The 19180-nt window shown below is 44.4% G+C and carries 19 protein-coding genes; 16 read left to right on the top strand and 3 right to left on the bottom strand.

From position 1 onward, the window contains the following. Positions 1–431 precede the first annotated feature (431 nt). Both NV381_RS37565 and NV381_RS37560 read left to right on the top strand, forming a co-directional pair. Entirely contained in the window at positions 432–836 is a 405-nt protein-coding gene (locus NV381_RS37565) for a flagellar protein (protein WP_258218374.1), read from the top strand. Positions 837–1045: 209 nt separating this feature from the next. Beyond that, on the top strand, positions 1046–1420 hold the full coding sequence (locus NV381_RS37560; RefSeq protein WP_258218373.1) for a hypothetical protein: 375 nt from the start codon (positions 1046–1048) through the stop codon (positions 1418–1420). 116 nt (positions 1421–1536) lie between these two features. Here the strand turns inward: NV381_RS37560 and corA are convergent, their stop codons facing one another. Both corA and NV381_RS37550 read right to left on the bottom strand, forming a co-directional pair. Continuing rightward, positions 1537–2490, bottom strand: a complete 954-nt coding sequence (gene corA, locus NV381_RS37555; protein ID WP_258218372.1) for a magnesium/cobalt transporter CorA — start codon at positions 2488–2490, stop codon at positions 1537–1539. Positions 2491–2558: 68 nt separating this feature from the next. Continuing rightward, on the bottom strand, positions 2559–3365 hold the full coding sequence (locus NV381_RS37550; protein ID WP_258218371.1) for a helix-turn-helix transcriptional regulator: 807 nt from the start codon (positions 3363–3365) through the stop codon (positions 2559–2561). 278 nt (positions 3366–3643) lie between these two features. Here NV381_RS37550 and NV381_RS37545 point away from each other — a divergent pair, with 278 nt between their 5' ends. The 9 genes from NV381_RS37545 to sigF all read left to right on the top strand — a co-directional run bounded on the left by NV381_RS37545 (position 3644) and on the right by sigF (position 13101). Then, entirely contained in the window at positions 3644–5305 is a 1662-nt protein-coding gene (locus tag NV381_RS37545; RefSeq protein WP_258218370.1) for an extracellular solute-binding protein, read from the top strand. A gap of 37 nt (positions 5306–5342) precedes the next feature. Next, the gene (locus tag NV381_RS37540; protein ID WP_258218369.1) at positions 5343–6311 is read left to right on the top strand and encodes an ABC transporter permease; all 969 of its coding nucleotides are present in this window, start codon (positions 5343–5345) and stop codon (positions 6309–6311) included. 31 nt (positions 6312–6342) lie between these two features. Continuing rightward, positions 6343–7218 carry a carbohydrate ABC transporter permease gene (locus NV381_RS37535; protein WP_258218368.1) on the top strand — a complete coding sequence of 292 codons (876 nt, stop codon included), beginning with the start codon at positions 6343–6345 and terminating at the stop codon, positions 7216–7218. Positions 7219–7263: 45 nt separating this feature from the next. Continuing rightward, complete coding sequence (locus tag NV381_RS37530) at positions 7264–8445, top strand: hypothetical protein (protein ID WP_258218367.1); 1182 nt, start codon at positions 7264–7266, stop codon at positions 8443–8445. Positions 8446–8596: 151 nt separating this feature from the next. Beyond that, entirely contained in the window at positions 8597–9931 is a 1335-nt protein-coding gene (locus NV381_RS37525; protein ID WP_258218366.1) for a pyrimidine-nucleoside phosphorylase, read from the top strand. Positions 9932–10149: 218 nt separating this feature from the next. After that, positions 10150–11349 carry a D-alanyl-D-alanine carboxypeptidase family protein gene (locus NV381_RS37520; protein ID WP_258218365.1) on the top strand — a complete coding sequence of 400 codons (1200 nt, stop codon included), beginning with the start codon at positions 10150–10152 and terminating at the stop codon, positions 11347–11349. 152 nt (positions 11350–11501) lie between these two features. Continuing rightward, positions 11502–11855, top strand: coding sequence for an anti-sigma F factor antagonist (gene spoIIAA, locus NV381_RS37515; protein ID WP_258218364.1), 354 nt, complete (start codon positions 11502–11504; stop codon positions 11853–11855). Continuing rightward, positions 11852–12331, top strand: coding sequence for an anti-sigma F factor (gene spoIIAB, locus NV381_RS37510; protein WP_258218363.1), 480 nt, complete (start codon positions 11852–11854; stop codon positions 12329–12331). The genes spoIIAA and spoIIAB overlap by 4 nt, the downstream gene beginning before the upstream one ends. Positions 12332–12345: 14 nt before the next feature. After that, positions 12346–13101: an RNA polymerase sporulation sigma factor SigF gene (gene sigF / locus NV381_RS37505; RefSeq protein WP_258218362.1), complete on the top strand. Its 756-nt coding sequence runs from the start codon at positions 12346–12348 to the stop codon at positions 13099–13101. Between the two features lie 106 nt (positions 13102–13207). Here sigF and NV381_RS37500 read toward each other — a convergent pair whose 3' ends face one another. Continuing rightward, positions 13208–13423 (bottom strand): DUF378 domain-containing protein, encoded by a 216-nt coding sequence (locus NV381_RS37500; RefSeq protein WP_258218361.1) that lies wholly within the window; start codon positions 13421–13423, stop codon positions 13208–13210. Between the two features lie 218 nt (positions 13424–13641). Between NV381_RS37500 and NV381_RS37495 the strand changes: the two genes are divergently transcribed. The 5 genes from NV381_RS37495 to NV381_RS37475 all read left to right on the top strand — a co-directional run bounded on the left by NV381_RS37495 (position 13642) and on the right by NV381_RS37475 (position 18480). After that, entirely contained in the window at positions 13642–14280 is a 639-nt protein-coding gene (locus NV381_RS37495; protein ID WP_258218360.1) for a stage V sporulation protein AA, read from the top strand. After that, the gene (locus NV381_RS37490; protein WP_258218359.1) at positions 14273–14698 is read left to right on the top strand and encodes a stage V sporulation protein AB; all 426 of its coding nucleotides are present in this window, start codon (positions 14273–14275) and stop codon (positions 14696–14698) included. Before NV381_RS37495 ends, NV381_RS37490 begins: the two co-directional genes overlap by 8 nt. A 48-nt stretch (positions 14699–14746) precedes the next feature. Further along, the gene (locus NV381_RS37485; RefSeq protein ID WP_258218358.1) at positions 14747–16501 is read left to right on the top strand and encodes a spore germination protein; all 1755 of its coding nucleotides are present in this window, start codon (positions 14747–14749) and stop codon (positions 16499–16501) included. Positions 16502–16577: 76 nt separating this feature from the next. Next, complete coding sequence (gene lysA / locus NV381_RS37480; protein WP_258218357.1) at positions 16578–17909, top strand: diaminopimelate decarboxylase; 1332 nt, start codon at positions 16578–16580, stop codon at positions 17907–17909. Positions 17910–18048: 139 nt separating this feature from the next. Beyond that, complete coding sequence (locus NV381_RS37475; RefSeq protein ID WP_258218356.1) at positions 18049–18480, top strand: peptidylprolyl isomerase; 432 nt, start codon at positions 18049–18051, stop codon at positions 18478–18480. Positions 18481–19180: the final 700 nt, after the last annotated feature.

The raw sequence follows: 19180 nt of genomic DNA, 5'->3' as shown, positions 1-19180 counted from the left end.
CCACACATTTCCGTTTATTTGTCAAGTCCTATTTTTCATCTTCAGGCAAAAAAAGAGCGGGCTATCTTTTCGATAACCAGCTCTTTTTTGATTTTTAGCCCTATGCCTTAACTTAATGACATTGCCCAAGAGGGTAGCCGTTCTTTTTGCATGAATCACTTTTTTTTAGACTTTTTGGAGCCTTTGTCACTGGTACGTGTTGTTGTATTTTGATTGCCGTGCCCTTGTTGTTTGTCCGACATGTGCGGGTTCACCTCCAAAGCAATAACAGAACTAAAAAGCTTTTTTAGTATGACTTGCAATTCTGCTGCATATACATGTACAATGGCTAAATAATTTTATATTAAGGTCATTATAGGACTGTAACACTGCGAGATATCATGATATACTTGGGCAATAAGAACTATATTCGGTGTTAGGAAGTGACGACCATGAGTATTTTGATGGTGGCCAATTGTCCGGGGTGCGGCAAGGTCTTTCAGAAAAACTTGCGTAATTTGTGCATGAACTGCGTTAAACTGCTGGAAAGCGAGTTTGACGTTTGTTTTAATTATTTGCGCAGCAACCGGAAAGCAACGACTAGTCAGCTTAGCATCGATACGGGTGTATCCGAACAGCAAATTTATACATGGATCAAGGATAGGCGCCTCCCTGCAAGTGATTACCCTAATTTAACCTACCCTTGTAACAGCTGCAGCGGACCTATCCGTCAAGAGCAAATGTGTTATCCTTGCCGCAGCAGGCTTACCAGGGAGATTAGAGAGCTTCAGGAAAAGGAAACTATACGAACACAATCACAAGGTATTGGCTTTAGAAGCCGGCCATCCCGTTATTAGTCTGCACTTACATCTCTAGGCGTATAACGCGTAGGGATTTTTTTGTTTTTGCGAGGATCTATGATAAAATGGCTTAGGTAACGAGGATGTGGCACAAACTGTCACAAATTTTTCACCTGAATGCCTCAAATAGGAATAGGTAAAGCTCGTTTCTTTATGTACAATAATAATATACGTCTGATGTGTAAACTAGTTAGGGGGATTTTCCAATGAAGTGGATTATGTTTAGTTTGTTTATCGTAGCCTGTTTGTTAGGTGCAGGTGTATTGTTCCAGAACATCTCTGAGCGCCAAGCGGAAATGGCCGCAGAATCCAAAGCCGGACCAACGTTGAAATTCGTGGCTTCGAACTTTCAGTTTGACAAGCCTGAATATACAGTGAAAGCTGGCGAGAAGGTTACTGTCTCTCTTCAAAACAAAGAAGGTCTTCATGCATTGGAAATCGTAGGCTTGAACGTGAAGCTGGACGGCAACACCAAATCAGCGGATGTTACATTTGATAAGCCTGGAACGTATGAAGTACATTGCGTCCTCCCTTGCGGTCCTGGACATGCAGAGATGAAAAGCAAATTGATCGTTCAATAATAGGATCATTGAAGGAAGCCTCTTAGGCGGCCTACCATAAAAAAGACTGTTGAGTGTAACACTCAACAGTCTTTTTTCATGGTCAAATTTGGCCGTCTATTAGAGTGAATAATCGCCTAATCAAACCAGCCTTTTTTTCGAAACCAGCCGTACATACCGAGCCCTATTCCAAACATTACTAAGAGACATATGAAATACCCCCAATGCCAGGACAGCTCTGGCATATTCTGAAAATTCATTCCGTATATACCGGCTAGAAAGGTTAGCGGCATGAAGATGGTTGTAATTACGGTTAATGTTTTCATAATCTCATTCATTCGGTTGGAATTCAGTGAGATGTAGCTATCTCTTATATCAGCCGTCATATCTCTATTAGATTCAATAAGTTCGGAGAGCTTGAGAAGATGGTCATAAACATCGGTAAAATAAACCATATGCGATTTAATCCCATCAATCTTATCGGTGCTTATGATTCTATAAAAGAGATCACGCATAGGAATAATGGTTTTACGAAGCTTCAAAAGTCTGGTCCTGATTTCAAATACTTGGTTCATCAGTTCATGAATCGATTCGCCTTTTCCCTGGGCTTCGATCTCATTCAGTTGATCTTCAATTTGATATACGCTTGGAAAATATTCATCCACGAGTTTGTCCATTACCAAATAAGCGGCATAAGCATGGCCTTTTTCACGAAGCTTGCTTTGTTCGGTCATTCGGTTCCAGGCATCGTCAATTTCACCGCAAGGGAATAAATGAAAGGTAACAATGAACTGGTTCCCCCAGAATAGATCTACTTCTTCAGCAGCTAAAGAAATGGGGTTGAGAGCGTGCACTACAAAGAAATTAATGTCCTCGTAATGGTCAACCTTGGGCCGCTGCAATAAGTGAAAGCAGTCCTCTATAGCAAGCGGATGAAATTGAAAGTGAGTTTCCAGTAATAGAGCCTCTTCCTCCGTCGGTTCGTTAAAATCTACCCAGTACCAGAAAATATTTGGATTATCCTTCAAGTCCTCAAGTGATACTTGAGGAAGCAGTTCGTATTCGTCTGTAATTGCCATGATTCGAATCAAAAGGGGGCTCCTCCTTATGCGCATGAATGAAACTATATATGAAAGCTGTGTAAATCAGGTGGCTGCTATCATTTTGTCCAATTTTTATGTTTTCTGTATTGTGTTGGATTCATTTTGATTTTTTGCTTGAAAAAGTGTGAGAAATGGGAGGTGTCGTAAAAGCCGAGATGCTCGGAAATATTCTCAATACTATAATGTGAGTTGCTAAGAAGTGAGCAGGCTTTGTTGATCCTTAGTTGATTATAAAGCTCTATGACTCCGCATCCAAACTCTTTTTTGACGAGTCTTTCCAAATGAGATTGGCTAATGGTTAACTCGCGCGACACCTCTTGGAGGGTGACTTTTCGGTTTAAATTTTTATGCAAGAAGGTTAATAATTGATTTTTGAAATCAATCTCGGTACGATTAACAGCCTTTTCTACACAAGAGACGAGAAGTTCATCCATCATGTTGGCGACTTTTATTTTGGAGAGCTTCGTTAGTTCTTTGCATTCTTTCTCGAGTGAGGGAAGAACATCAAGCAGATGGTTTTGTTCAATAACCGTGAAATCTTGTATGTAAGCGTCAAGAAGACTGATTAACCCCTTGTGGTCCTTCTCGGGCTGCAAATTAATCCCCATCTGGTAATAACCTGTGTCTGAGCTCAAGGAATGGTAATGAAGAGGAGGGGTGATGCAGAGTTGGCCTCTCTTTAAAGGATACACCTCCCCGTTTATCTTGAACAGAAGAATCCCATTAATGACAAAAATGAATTGGTAATAGTGATGATTATGCTCGTCCATACTCCAATTTTCCCGTCGATTGTAAAAGTTAACTTCATCATAAGGCTCGGGAAGTGCAGTTACTAAAAAGCTGGTATCTTTGTCCAAGGGCATCGATGTCTGCCTCCATTCCCATACGAATATGAGCAGAATATACAAAAGATTGATTCGAATGTCAATGGAGTGCAGGAGTGAAAGCCCATATAATCAACTTATTAAGAGCAGAACCTTTCGACAGGTAAGTGATAAGAACATACAATAAAACAGGTCTTATTAAGTATTGTCCTTTTTAAGCGCTCGAGAGGAGTGATAACTAGCTTGAAATGTAAACGCTATCAAAGGTTGGTGCTTTTAATGAACTAAAGGGAGTCTATCTTAAGGAGGATGAACAAATGTCGAACCGTACCTTTTCAGCCTTAACTCTTTCTGTTCTGTTTACCGCGTCAAGCGTAGTTGCGGGATGCTCAAGCGATAATGCAGGAAGCACCTCAGCGCCCGCCTCAGCCAATAAGTCAACCGAACCCGCAGCAGCCAACACAGCTGCAGCAGGTGCGAAAATTTCCGAGAAGCAGCTGACGATTAATGGATGGACGGATTTTATTCCGGCGACGGGTTCCACGGGAGTTTCCAGCTATAGCGATCAAATTTTGTGGAAGGAAATTGAGAAGAGAACGAATATTTCGGTGAAATGGGAAATAACTGCGGCACCGGGTGGAGATGATTTTAAATCTCAGCTTGGCTTAATAATGGCCTCAGGTAAGCTTCCTGATTTGATTGGACATATCGACCCGCTGCTGGCTGATCAATACGGCAGGCAAGGCGCCTTGCAGCCGCTGGAGGATTTGATCAAGAAATATGCACCTAACCTGCAAAAGATTATGGACAGTAATCCTGCTGTAAAGGGCCAAATTACTTCGCCTGATGGTCATATTTACTTTTTCCCCAGATTGCTGCTTGATACACGGACTCAAACATTTGCAGGCTATATGATTCGAGGCGATTGGTTGGAGAAGGTAGGAATGAAGGCGCCGGATACGACAGATGAGCTGTATCAGGTTTTGAAAGCGTTTAAAGAAAAAGATGCGAACGGTAACGGAAAAACGGACGAAATTCCTTTTACCGATAATCCGAATCCGATCATATGGGCATTTGGCGTTGGAAGCCGGGGACCGAACAGTACGGATGATTTCTTTATCGAGGACGGAAAAATCAAATATGGACCTACAGATCCGCGTTACAAGGATGCGTTGCAGTATTTAAACAAGCTGTATAGTGAAGGCCTGCTGGATCCTGAATATGAAAAAATGAAGGCAGATGTGCGTGACGGGAGAATTTTGCAGGAGACATCAGGTTTTATCTACGGTTCGAATGCAGGCTATTTGACCCGGTTCAACAAGCTGTTGAAAGGCGCGAATAAAAATCCCGGCTTCATAGCGCTGGCTGCTCCGAAAGGCCCTACGGGTGAACGTAATATAATCGGAAAGCATAACGAAATCGATCCGGGTCGTGGCGTCTCTATTGCCAGCACAACCAAAAATGCGGTTGAAATCACTAAGCTGATGGATTATTTCTATTCGAAGGAAGGGGCAACTCTGCTTTATTTTGGTCTCGAGGGTGACACCTATACGGTTAAGGATGGCGTTCCCACTTATACGGATAAGGTAGTGAACGATCCTAAGCTCGATATTCTTGGTTATCTGAATACGTATGTCGGCTTTGTCAGCGGCTGGCCGTCTGCACAAATCCCGGAGCATTACCTCGCTACCTTGAGCGATGAAGGGAAGAAGGGGAATGCGTTGGCGGTGCAATATGCCGGCAAGAAGAAGGTTCCGGCTTTGCATTTTACGGCAGAAGAGCTTAACGAAGTGCAAACGCTGCAGCGGGATATCAACACATTTATCGACGAAAATATGAATGCATTCATTCGAGGTAAAAAGTCTTTCAGCGATTACGACAGCTTCCAGCAAGGGCTTAAGAAGATCGGATCAGATAAGCTGGCCGAGCTGTACAGTAAAGCATATGAGCGGTATGTCAAAGTACTGAATGCAAAGTAAATGAGGGTCAATGCTTGAAGTTAGGAGGTGTGCACATTTGGAACTGCAGCATAGTGCTACGAATTTACAGACAAAGTCTCAGCCGAGCTCTAAGGCTAACAGCTTATGGATGCGTAACAAAATGAAGCGGAATCTGGTTCTGTATTTGTTTTTAGCTCCTGCGGCCGTCTATTATATTTTATTTCATTATGCGCCGATGTATGGGACCTTGATTGCTTTTCAGGATTACAATCCGTTTCGAGGCATGATGAGCAGTCCTTGGGTGGGGTTAAAACATTTTAATGCCTTTTTTGACTCGATTTATTTTTATCGCCTTATACGAAATACATTCTTGATAGGGGCTTACAGCATTCTGTTCGGATTTACGATTCCTATCATTTTTGCATTACTGCTGCATGAAGTGAAACATACCCAATTTCGGACGATTATTCAATCGATCAGCTATTTGCCGCATTTTATTTCAACCGTGGTCGTTGCAGGATTGATCGTTACCTTTACGTCACCTTCCACAGGGTTTATCAACGGAATTCTGGATTTTCTGGGAGCGCAGAAGATTGATTTTTTACGTGAGACGGGATGGTTTAGAACGATTTATGTATCTTCGGGTGTGTGGCAAAATCTCGGGTGGAGCTCAATCATCTATTTCGCTGCGTTGACCAGTATTAGTCCTAGCTTGTACGAAGCTGCTGACATGGATGGGGCAAACCGTTGGCAAAAGGTATGGCATATCAGCCTCCCCGGTATTAAGCCGACAATTATAACCGTTTTGCTGCTGGATATGGGTCGTGTAATGGATGTCGGCTTCGAGAAAGTATTCCTTCTGTATAATTCAACCACCTATGAAACGGCAGATGTGCTAAGTACTTACGTGTACCGTTCCGGTTTAGTGCAGCAGCAGTACAGCTTTGCTTCCGCGGTAGGACTATTCAATTCAGTTTTGACCTTTATCATTATTATTTTATTTAATAAATTGGCCCGCCGACTCAGCGGCTATTCCCTTTGGTAATCGAACTCGAAGAAAGCGGGTGAACTGAAATATGAACCGCTCATTGAATAAAATGAATGGAATCGACTATGGCATTTATGTATTTCTCATAGGTACTGCGCTCCTGTTTGTTTATCCTTTTTATTACATTATTTCGGCGTCATTCAGCGATCCGGCACAAGTAATATCGAATCCGCTGCTGTTATATCCTATTGACGTCACATTATCTGCCTACAAGCTGCTGCTTTCTACAGGAACTATATGGCTCGGTTACTATAACAGCATCCTCTACACGGTAAGCGGAACACTGCTGAACATTACCGTTACTTTGCTTGCCGCTTACGCCTTATCTCGTCAGGAGCTGGCGGGAAGAAGGATCGTATTGTTCTTTATCGTTATAACTCTGTTTTTCAACGGTGGAATGATACCGACTTATCTTATAGTCAAATCACTTGGTTTGTTGGATACACGATGGGCTCTTATTGTTTCGGGAGCTGTCACTACCTGGAATTTACTTATAACCAAAACGTATTTGGAAATGAATATTCCTCAGGAGCTTCGTGATGCGGCGGAAGTTGACGGAGCCTCCGAGCTGACGTTCTTTTCCCGAATAGCTCTCCCGTTATCCAAGCCGATTATTGCTGTCATTGCTTTATTTTATGGTTCCGGGCATTGGAATGCCTACTTTAACGCGCTAATATACATCCGTCAGAGAGATTTGTACCCGCTTCAAGTGTATCTTAGAGAGATGCTGATCCTGGATCAGAACACGGAGATGATGGGGGATGTAAGTGATCATCGTGTATTGGTTGCATTAACATTGAAATTTGCCATTATGGTTGCAGCCATCGCGCCGCTATTAATCGTCTTCCCATTTGTTCAGAGATTTTTCGTCAAGGGTGTATTAATCGGAGCTTTAAAAGAATAACTCCTGTTCCAGCAGGAAGACAGATGAAATGGAGGGCTTTGTAGGATGGAGATACAGAGAACCAAAAATTTGACGGTGAGCATCGAAAGATTGACAGACAGCAGCGGGCATCAGTTTTACGGTTATTATGACAATGCGGCATGGAGCGGGGATGATCGTTATCATCTATACCATAAAGTGAAGTTTTGGGACCGTCTGCAAGAAGAGAATGATATGTCGGAGCTCGGAATGATCGATGTGGCAACGAAGCGATATATACCGATTGCGGAAACCTATGCATGGAATTTTCAACAGGGAGCCATGCTCCAGTGGCACCCGCTTGCTCCTAAGGATGAGATCATTTTTAATACACGAAGTAATGACAAATTTTATGGAGTTGTCATGAATGTTCATACAAAGGAACAAAGACTGCTGGAGGAGCCTGTTGTAAATGTTGATCCTACAGGCAAATATGCGCTCAGCGTTAACTTCAGCAGGATGTTCGATTTTCGGCCGGGGTATGGTTACGCGGGGATCAAAGATCCTTATTACAATGAGCCCCATCCGGATGAGGACGGTATTATTCGCATCGAGCTTTCTACAGGAAAAAGTGAACGGATCTTATCGTTGCAGCAAATATGGAATTTTACTAAAGATGCTTTCCAGGGCACTGATCAGAAGATCATGATCAATCATATTAATTTCAATACGGATGGAACACGATTTGTATGTCTTGTAAGGAATTTCCCGTTAGGAGCAGGCTGGAAAACGGCTATTCTGACAGCAAACCCCGATGGCTCTGAGATGTTTCTGCTGTCAGACTACTCCTACGCTTCCCATTACCATTGGAGGGATTCTGAGCATCTTGTTATTTATTCCAGGGGAGTGGAAGGATCTGACGCCGGGAACCAGCTGTATGAACTGAAGGATCGGACACATGAGGTGACGGCTATTGATAAAGCATTCTTTTTAAAGGATGGACATTGCAGCTATTCCCCTGACCGAAAACTGCTGCTCTACGACAGCTATCCGGATGAATTCAGCTATCGACATTTGTATTTATATGATCTGATACAGAAAAGAGGAGTTACTTTGGGTTCTTTATATTCGTATCCTAACATAGACGGTGATTTTCGGAGTGATCTGCATCCGCGTTGGAATCGTGCCGGTACTGCTTTTTCTATCGATTCAACTCACGAAGGACAGCGGCATATGTACAAGGTCGATATCAAGGATGTTTTTAAATGACAGCAGTTGTTGGCAGGCTAGGAATAATTGCTCTAACTGTGATAAAATTTAGATGTTCGGTGAGTATGTCGCGATAAAGCGGGATCATCTTTGGAATAGCGCTTTAGCGGCAAGCTTGCAGTAATAATCTAAATAGAGTGGGGTGGCTGAAGTGAGAACAGTCGATATCATCCAAAAGAAGCGGGATGGCAAGCCATTAACTACACAGGAAATTGAAGCATTAATTCAGGGCTATGTCAGCGGGGAAATACCGGATTATCAAATGTCGGCGTGGGCAATGGCCGTTTATTTTAATGGGATGACAGCTGCGGAGACAGCTGATTTGACTTTGGCAATGGCGCGTTCGGGCGATCAGGCAGACTTAAGCTCGATTCCCGGGGTGAAGGTGGATAAGCACAGCACTGGTGGTGTAGGAGACACGACAACCTTGATTCTGGCTCCGCTTGCGGCGGCAGCAGGTGTGCCTGTTGCCAAAATGTCAGGACGTGGACTTGGGCATACAGGAGGAACCATTGACAAGCTGGAGGCCATAGAAGGCTATAAGGTAGAGCTGACGAAGGAGCAATTTTTGCAGCAGGTGAAATCGATCGGAGTTTCCGTAATAAGCCAATCGGGCAATATCACTCCGGCGGATAAAAAACTGTACGGGCTTCGCGATGTAACCGCAACGGTGGATTCGATCCCATTAATTGCGAGCTCGATTATGAGCAAGAAAATTGCATCAGGTGCCGATGCCATTGTGCTGGACGTGAAGACCGGCAGCGGCGCGTTTATGAAATCATTGGACGATTCCATTAAGCTGGCTCAAGCGATGGTTGAGATCGGCGATCAGGTCGGCAGGGAAACCGTTGCCGTCATTACGAACATGGATGAGCCGCTAGGGCTCGCAATCGGCAATGCTCTGGAGGTTCGCGAGGCGATTGACACGCTGCGCGGAGAGGGGCCTGCCGATCTGACAGAGCTATGCCTTGTGCTCGGCTCCCACATGCTTCAGCTTGGCGGCAAGGCGGCCTCGTACGACGAAGCGAGGCGCCTCGCCGAGGAGCTGCTACACAGCGGCGCAGCGCTGGGCAAGCTCAGGGAGCTGATCGCAGCGCAGGGGGGGAACCCGGAGGTCGCCGACCGGCCGGAGCTGCTGCCATCAGCGGCTTACCAAGTGCCTGTGCCGGCTTTGCAGGCTGGCACCGTGTCTCACATTGACGCCGAAGCATTGGGCGTTACGGCGATGATGCTCGGTGCAGGGAGAGCAACGAAGGAGGACCACATCGATCTTGCAGTCGGCATCGTGTTACATAAAAAAGTCGGCGATTACGTATCGGCAGGTGAGACCATTGCCGAATTGTATATGAACCGCAATGAGCCGATGTTCACCGAGGAGATGACGCAGCGGACACGCGACGTCTTCACCGTAAGCTCAGGAGAAGTTGTCAAGTCACCTCTCATCTATGCAGTTGTAACCAAGCATGGAGTACAACTGCTTCAATGAGGGAGCTGGTTCGAGTTTACAGGCAGTCAGGTATCTTGGACGTCAAAAATACGTTTATAAGCATCCTTATTGCTTAAATCATATGGAACACCCGTTTACCGGTATAGTCCGGCAAGCGGGTGTTTTGTTTTTTCATCCCATCAATGGAATATTTTGTTGTAAACTAGTCAACACTGATTAGCAGCAATATAACCTTATTTATGGAGGGGTAGAAAGGGATGCTCAAGAAGGTACTACAGCTGTTTATTTCGATTCATTTGCTAATGGCATTAGCATTGCCGGCCGCGTATGCGGAAGAGAAGAAAGCTCCGAGTCCGTCGCTTGATTTGACGCCGAATGCTACTTCGGCTGTTGTGATGGATGCGGATACGGGAACGATCCTGTTTGAGAAAAATAAAGATGCCAAGCTTCCTCCTGCCAGCATTACTAAAATCATGACGATGCTTCTAATTATGGAGGCGCTGGATCAAGGGAAAATCAAAATCGACGATAAAGTGCGCACCAGTGAATATGCCGCATCGATGGGAGGCTCGCAAATTTTTCTGGAGCCAGGCGAAGAAATGACGGTTCAAGATATGCTGAAGGGCATTGCTCTAGCATCAGGAAATGATGCATCTGTAGCGATGGCAGAGAAGCTGGCAGGCTCTGAGGCCGCTTTTGTCCAAATGATGAATGAACGGGCTCAGCAGCTTGGGACGAAAAACACTCATTTTTCCAATCCTAATGGACTACCTGTCGATAATCATTATTCGTCAGCCATGGATATTGCTATCATGTCGCGAGAGCTGTTAAAACACGAAGAAATTACCAAGTATACGGGGATGTACCAGGATTACCTCAGAAAAGATACGGCGAAACCGTTTTGGCTGGTTAATACCAACAAATTAGTGCGCTTCTACAGCGGAGCTGACGGTTTGAAAACAGGCTATACAAGCGAGGCCAAGTTTTGCTTATCCGCAACTGCGAAAAGAGATAATTTCCGACTGGTAGCGGTTGTTTTGGGTGAACCCAATACGAAAACGCGCAATGCGGAAGTATCCGGTTTATTCGATTACGCTTTTTCTCAATACACTAACTATTCAATCTATAAAACCGGCGATTCGATAGGCGAATTTAAGGTTAGCAAAGGCGAGCAGGCTGTTGTACCGATCACGGCCAAACATCCATTCAGTATTGTTTTGAAGAAGGGTGAGGCCGGTGATGGAGTTCGCCATGAAGTACAAATCAATCCAAATTTAAAAGCTCCAATAACAGTCGGTCAGCCTATAGGTAAAATTGTTGTATATAAAGGGGATCAGGTGTTATCTGAATTTCCATTGGAATCGTCCGTTCATGTTAAAAAGGCGGGCTGGTGGATGCTGATAAAACGGACAGCCGAACGTTTGTTCCATACAGAGCCGGCGGAGAGCGCAAAATGATCCATTGAATCTATAAAAGACAATAGAAGGCTCGAGCGTAAAATGTCGCTTTTTTCCTTATTGTGACGCATTTCTTCTAGTTTTGTCGGGTGGCAGGAAAAGGTAAATCCCGTGTAGAAATGAGTGTGCATGAAAGGGAAGGAGTGAACAGCTTGAGTCTTCATATTGAACTAAAGCATCAGCGAAAAGCACTGATTGTCCGGTTAAAGGGTGAGCTAGATCATCACACTGCCGATTCGGTCAAGGTACGTATGGAGGAAGCGCTTGAGAAGGGCAATGTGAGCCATATTATCTTAAGCTTGAAGGAATTGTCCTTCATGGACAGTTCGGGGCTCGGTGTCATTCTTGGGCGTTATAAGCAAGTGGTGGCTAAAGGCGGGAAAATGGTTGTATGTGACGTTAATCCATCCGTTTATCGATTGTTTGAAATGTCGGGATTGTTCAAAATATTGTCCATTCAGGATAACGAAACTCAAGCTCTAAGCAGTTTGGAGGTTGTATCATGAGTGAAAACAATAAGTATCGAAATGGCTCTGATCATGAACGGAATTTTATGACACTGCAATTTGCCAGCCGTTCAGAGAACGAAGCATTCGCTCGAGTTGCAGTCGCGGCCTTTGTAACCCAACTGGACCCAACGCTTGATGAGCTTACGGATTTAAAAACCGTTGTATCCGAAGCTGTTACCAATTGTATTATCCATGGCTATAACAATCGACCGGATGGTGTAGTTACTATTCAAGCGGAGATAGACGATGAGACCGTTTACCTCACCATAGAAGATCAGGGTGAAGGAATCGACGATCTGGAGCAAGCCAAACAGCCGTTATATACGACGAAGCCGGAGCTGGAACGCTCTGGAATGGGCTTTACGATTATGGAAAATTTTATGGATGAAATCGAAGTGACGACGACTGTTGGGATCGGTACAAAAATCAAAATGAAAAAGCGAATTGAATCTAAAAAAGCTTTGTTCAATTAGGGGTCTGATCAACTATGGATGTCGATTTGAAACATGCCTCCCACAGCTATTTGGATGATACTGAGGTCAAACGGTTAATTGCTTTAAGCCAATCCGGAGATGCGCTTGCCAGAGAAACACTGGTAAACTGCAATATTCGTTTGGTCTGGTCAGTGGTACAACGCTTTTTGAACCGAGGGTATGAGGCCGAGGATTTATTTCAAATTGGTTGTATCGGACTGCTGAAGTCGGTGGATAAATTTGATTTATCTTATGACGTCAAGTTCTCTACCTATGCAGTGCCTATGATAATTGGTGAAATTCAACGTTTTCTGCGTGATGACGGCACACTTAAGGTCAGTCGGTCGCTTAAGGAATTGGCCAACAAAATCCGTAAGACCAAGGATGAGTTGTCCAAACGAAACGGCAGGCTGCCTACGATCAAGGAAGTAGCTGAAGAGCTGCAAATCACACCGGAGGACGTCGTCTTCGCTCAAGAAGCGAATAAGCCGCTTTCGTCTATTCACGAAACCGTATTTGAGAACGATGGGGATCCCATTACATTAATGGACCAAATCGCGGACGATGGGCAGGACAAATGGTTTGAAAAGCTTGCTTTGAATGAAGCCATCGGGACTTTAAACGAGCGAGAACGGCTGATTGTATATTTGCGGTATTTCCGTGATCAAACTCAATCTGAGGTAGCCAACCGTTTAGGAATTTCTCAAGTCCAGGTATCAAGGCTCGAGAAAAAAATTCTGCAATCGATTAAAGACCAGATTGCCCAGTAGCAGCACGCTGGATGAATAAGCACATTTTGCAAGTTAAGCGCTGCACATACTGTCTCATGTAAAAAAACAGATGCCAATTAGGCATCTGTTTTTTTGGTGAATGGACCTATCTGGCTCTTCCTCGCGATTCATCCACGAACAAATACTTGATGCAATACAACCCGCACAAACCAACCAATGTATAAATGATTCGGCTAAATCCTGATGATACCCGATGAGAATCGCCGCCGAACAACGCACTAACCAGGTCCCACTGGAATAACCCAACCAGCAACCAATTCAAAGCTCCGATAATGACTAGGGTTAAAGCAAATTTGCCCATGACCAACATCCTTTCGTTAATAGGAATTTGTGTCTGTATATATAAAGTTTCATAAAAGTGAAAAAGTTATACATGAACAAGAGAATTTTTGCCAGAGGAAATGATGTTTATGTGCAGAGCTTTTTTTTCATACTATGGGATATCTGTACAACCAATAACTTGGACAAAGCCTGTATGAGGCTGGTTGTCACATAAATGAACAAGGGAAGTGAATGCAGATGCAACCAGCTCCCGTCTCCGTCTTATATATCCGGTTACGTAAAAGGATGTGTATCCAGCGGGGTGAATCCGTTCACCTTGGCAGGATTGCACAAATACTGGTAGATCCCCAGTATGAATATGCTCTGCACAAGCTGCTGCTGCATGAGCCCAAAGAAAATGAAGGCAATATTGTATTGATCGATATGATGCTCATAGTCGAGAAAATTAAGCGGAAGTTTCCGTTTATGCAAATTGAGCATTTTGGTGAACCTCATTGCTTAATTGAAATTACCGAGCAGCGTAAAGCTCCCAGTTTAATTTTGATCATTATGGTATGGCTGTTGCTTTTTATAGGATCAGGACTTGCAATCATGAACTTTCATGCCGATGTCAGCATGGCGGTGGTACATCAGCGTATTTATCAGCTGTTAACCGGGAAGTGGGTAGAGCATCCCTTGCTTCTGCAAATTCCTTATTCAATCGGGATTGGTTTAGGAATGATTGTGTTTTTTAACCACCTGTTCAAAAAGAAGTTCAATGAGGAGCCAAGTCCACTGGAAGTAGAGATGTTTATGTATCAGGAAAATGTAAATTATTACGTCACCACCGAGGAATATACGAAAATTTATGAAGCGAAGGATCGCCATCATGAGTGAATGGTGGGCAGTCCCTGTACAAATATTTATAGGATTTGCAGGTGGTTTAGCAGTTGGCAGCGGTATGGTAGCTTTTCTGGTCGTGCTTGATGTGCTGCCTCGTCTGGCACAAATTACCCGTTCCTATCACTTAATAGGCTGGTATGAAGGGGCAGTTATTATGGGCTCGCTGTTTTTTACTTGCACGGATTTTTTTAATTTTTCGTATTCTCTATTCCCGTTATCAGCTGCTGTTTTTGGATTGTTCGCGGGCGGCTTTATCGGAATGCTGGCAGGTGCATTGACCGAAGTGGTTAACGTGCTTCCCATATTGGCGAAACGGATCGGAATGGGCTCGTATATGATCTGGCTGCTAATGGCGATGATATTTGGAAAAGTGGTAGGTTCTTTATTGGATTGGCTGCATTTCCTGGAATAAACGGAACTAGGTGAACCTATCAATGATGCAGGGAGGCTTAAGGACACCATGAAAAAAATACCTATCAAACCTATGCAATTATCGGGACGCCTTGATAAGAAAGATTCAGAGTACAAGGATGACAATGCTAAGCTGGCTATAGATTATGACGGCAATATCATTGATGAATTACATCATGAGCATCATGACGTTCGAGAGCATGGGGAAGGAAAAATCGAGAACGGGGAGGCAAAGTCGGAGCCAGATAGAGATCTAGAGCATAAAGAGGAAACATCGAAGCTCACAAAAGATGATGTGATTTACACAGACTTCAGTGAGCTGAAACGAGAGCTTGAGAAGCGTGTCGGATTCAATATAAGCTTTGATGTCGTATTTCGTGAGATGGTTTTTGGCGGTCAGAAGACAGGTATATTTTATTATAACGGATTTGCTAAAGACACTGTGCTCACTGAAATACTTAAACGTTTATCCGTGGCTGTCGATACTGAGGAATCTGCCCGGAAGGATTTGTCCGTTTCGCCAATCAAGCATACCGTTCACGGAGGGGAAGGCCAGGATACCGTACAGCTTTTTATGGACGCATTAGTCCCTCATATCCAGGTGAAGGAAACCAATAAGCTAAGCGAGGTTATAGATACTGTATCCACAGGAGCTACAGCTTTTTTCTTCGAAGGCTCTACTTCAGCGCTATTGGTGGATGCCAAAACCTTCCCTACCCGCTCTACGGCCGAGCCAGATTTGGAGCGTGTGGTGCGTGGAGCGAGAGACGGCTTTGTGGAAACCCTGCTTACGAATGTAACGCTAGTTAGACGGCGGATTCGCGATCCGCGGCTGAAGCTTGAAATGCTGCGTGCCGGAAGAAGAACGCATACGGATATTTGCTTAGCCTATATTGACGATATTTGCGATCCTACATTGGTTGAATCCATTCGTGACAAAATCAAGCAGGTCAAGGTGGATGGTCTCCCACTGGCAGAGAAGCAATTGGAGGAAGCTATATGCGGAAAAGGCTGGAATCCGTATCCGATGGTACGTTATTCGGAAAGGCCGGATGTGGTGTCGGTTCACTTGCTGGAGGGACATGTAGCCATATTCGTGGACACCTCGCCGAGTGTTATTATTTTGCCGACCACATTCTTTCACCATGTTCAGCATGCGGAGGAATATAGACAGACTCCGATGGTGGGGACCTACCTTCGTTGGGTCCGTTTTATAGGAATTGCTGCATCCTTGTTTCTACTGCCGCTGTGGTTTCTGCTAGTGACCTCGCCTGAACTGAAGCCTGCCGGGCTTGAGTTTATTGGGCCGCAAAAACAAGCTAATCTGCCGTTGCTGCTGCAGTTTTTAATCGCAGAGGTCGGCACCGATCTGATGAGGATGGCAGCAGTTCACACACCTTCTCCTTTAGCTACCGCAATGGGATTAGTGGCAGCGATATTGGTTGGGGACGTTGCCGTAAAAACGGGGTTGTTCGTCAATGAGGTCATCTTATATTTAGCTGTAGCGGCTGTAGGTACCTTTGCAACTCCGAGCTATGAGATGAGTCTTGCCAACCGCTTGACCAGAATGATATTGCTTATAGCGACGGCAGCTTTTAAAGTGCCTGGTTTTGTCATAGTCTCTTCGGTATGGTTAATTTATCTTACTGCCAAAAGGTCCTATAATGCGCCCTATATGTGGCCGTTTATACCGTTTAACGGTAAAGCATTGACTGAAATCTTGCTAAGAAGACCTTTTTTAACAGCTAAAACAAGAATGAGCTTGACAAAAACATCAGATAGTACACGGAATCCCAAAGCATAACGCGCATTACATATTGTCAGCATATACTTCATTATGGTACCTTAGAAGAAATGTTTACAGGAGAGGGAAGCTGACTATGTACCTGCATGGAACAAGTAAAATAAATGATGAGGGTCACCTGCAAATCGGTGGCTGTGATGCAACAGAATTGGTTCAACAATTTGGAACACCTTTGTATGTAATGGATGAAGCATTGATTCGTCAAAGATGCCGTGAATTTGTAGATGCTTTCCGTGCCTCCGGTCTTAAGTTTCAGGTCGCTTATGCAAGCAAAGCATTTTGCGTTATGGCGATGTGCCGCATTGTAGAGGAAGAAGGATTGTCGCTTGATGTTGTGTCCGATGGCGAGCTGTATACGGCTTTGCAAGCTGGTTTTCCCGCAGAGCGGATTCATTTTCATGGCAACAATAAGACTCCGTATGAAATTGCAATGGCCATTGACGCACAGATTGGCTGCTTTGTTGTAGACAATCGGGTAGAGCTGCATATGCTGAACGCTATTGCGGCTGAGAAACGTCAGAAGGTCAATGTGTTATTCCGCATTACGCCGGGGGTAGAAGCGCATACCCATGAGTATATATCCACGGGGCAGAACGACTCCAAGTTCGGCTTCGATTTGGACAATGGATCGGCTTATCAGGCGGTTCAAGAAGTGCTGCAGCTATCTAATATCCAATTGCTGGGCGTTCATTCTCATATCGGATCCCAAATATTTGAGGTGGAAGGTTTCCAATTGGCTGTCGATAAAGTTATCGGTTTCGCCGCCAAGGTACGTGATGAGCTTGGATTTATTTTCTCCGTTATTAATTTAGGAGGGGGCTTCGGAATTCGGTATGTGGAGGGGGACACTCCGCTTCCTGTTGCGAGCTATGTTCAGGCTATCACGGAGTCGATTAAAACCAACTTCAATAAATACGATTATCCTACACCTGAGATCTGGATTGAGCCGGGCCGTAGTATTGTAGGCGATTCGGGTACAACGCTTTATACGGTTGGTACTTACAAGGATATCCCGGGTATCCGTAAATATGTAGCTGTTGACGGTGGGATGACGGATAACCCTCGTCCAGCTCTTTACGATTCACGCTATGAGGCGACACTTGCGAATCGGGCCAATGATCCGATTGAAGAAGTAGTCTCTATAGCAGGCAAATGCTGCGAGAGCGGCGATATGCTGATTTGGGATGTGGAGCTGCCAAAAGTGAGTACAGGAGATATTCTAGCTGTAGCCTGCACAGGCGCATATAACTATTCAATGGCCAGCAACTACAACCGTATCCGCAGACCGGCGGTCTTGTTCGTTAAGGATGGCGAAGCTGATATTGTTGTGAAGCGTGAATCTTATAATGATATCGTAGGAAATGATCTTGTCCCTTCCCGCATGAAACAAGTTTCCAAGACGGTTTAACTCGAAAAAAGTAGCGGCACAACGTCGGCTCCGGTCATGTACCGGCTGCCGACGTTCGTTTTTTTGCTAAAATTTGTGCAGGCCGGGCATATATAGTACAATAAAACACATTGAATAATAAAGGAGTGTTATATACATTATGGCAAAGCAAGCACATGTTAAACTAGCTAATGGCGGCGAGGTCGTCATTGATTTATTCGAAAAGGATGCTCCGAACACTGTAGCTAATTTCGAGAAATTAGCTAATGAAGGGTTTTACGATGGTTTGGTATTTCACCGTGTAATTCCTGGTTTTGTAGCGCAAGGAGGATGCCCTTCCGGAACAGGAACAGGTGGTCCTGGTTACCAAATCAACTGTGAGATCAATCCTAACAAGCATGAACGCGGTTCTTTGGCAATGGCGCATGCGGGACGCAACACTGGAGGCAGCCAATTCTATATCGCTTATCAGCCTCAGCCTCATTTGGATGGTCAACATACCGTTTTTGGTAAAGTTGTATCCGGTATGGAGCTTGTTGATGCTTTCAAAGGCAGAGACAAAATGGAATCCGTTAAAATTGTTGAAGTGTAAACTCGAACTTTAATCTAATCGCTACATAAGTCAAAAGGCCGAATTCCTTGGATTACAAGGGAGTTCGGCCTTTTGTGCCAGTTTGGAGTGAACGAAGCTTACCCCTTGGTAAGGTAGAAATATGGATTCGAACTTATGGAAGCCATCAGATTTCGAGAGCACACGGGTCTTCGATCGGATGCGCATAGCCAACTCTATATACAGTATCGGGGAAGTCTCTCTCTAGCGGCGGAAGAGATTCATCATAGCTATGTCTTTGTTGCTATTTAACATGATTACGGCTCTAACGGAACGTCGATGCTCTATAGGTTGAAAATCCAGCCCATTTCATTAAGTGGCGGAACTAAGATGCGTTATTCCGACTTTTATAGACGAAAGGGCCCTATTTTAAACAAATAAGAGATCCTAGTTCCGTTTCACTCGAATAATACGTTAAAACAATGAAATAACGCACTTCACTTCCGTCTAAGCGAGTGATTGGCAGCTCTATAGCGGCGGGATGAGGATACGACACCGCTTTACTTTGAAGGTACATAGGGGAGAGGATACGACACCGCTTTACTTTGAAGGTACTGGATCGTCTACACTAAGTTAGACAGAAAAAATAAGGGCTAGTAGAATGAAGGGAACAGATAGAGGAGCGAATCTACTATGCCAAAACCAAGACGTACATTTACAGCCGAGTTTAAGAAGCAGATGG

The organism is Paenibacillus radicis (ex Xue et al. 2023) (assembly GCF_024722015.1).
Classification (GTDB): domain Bacteria; phylum Bacillota; class Bacilli; order Paenibacillales; family NBRC-103111; genus Paenibacillus_S.
The sequence above is the reverse complement of the archived record's forward strand: the minus strand, read 5'-3'. Positions and strand labels throughout refer to the sequence as shown.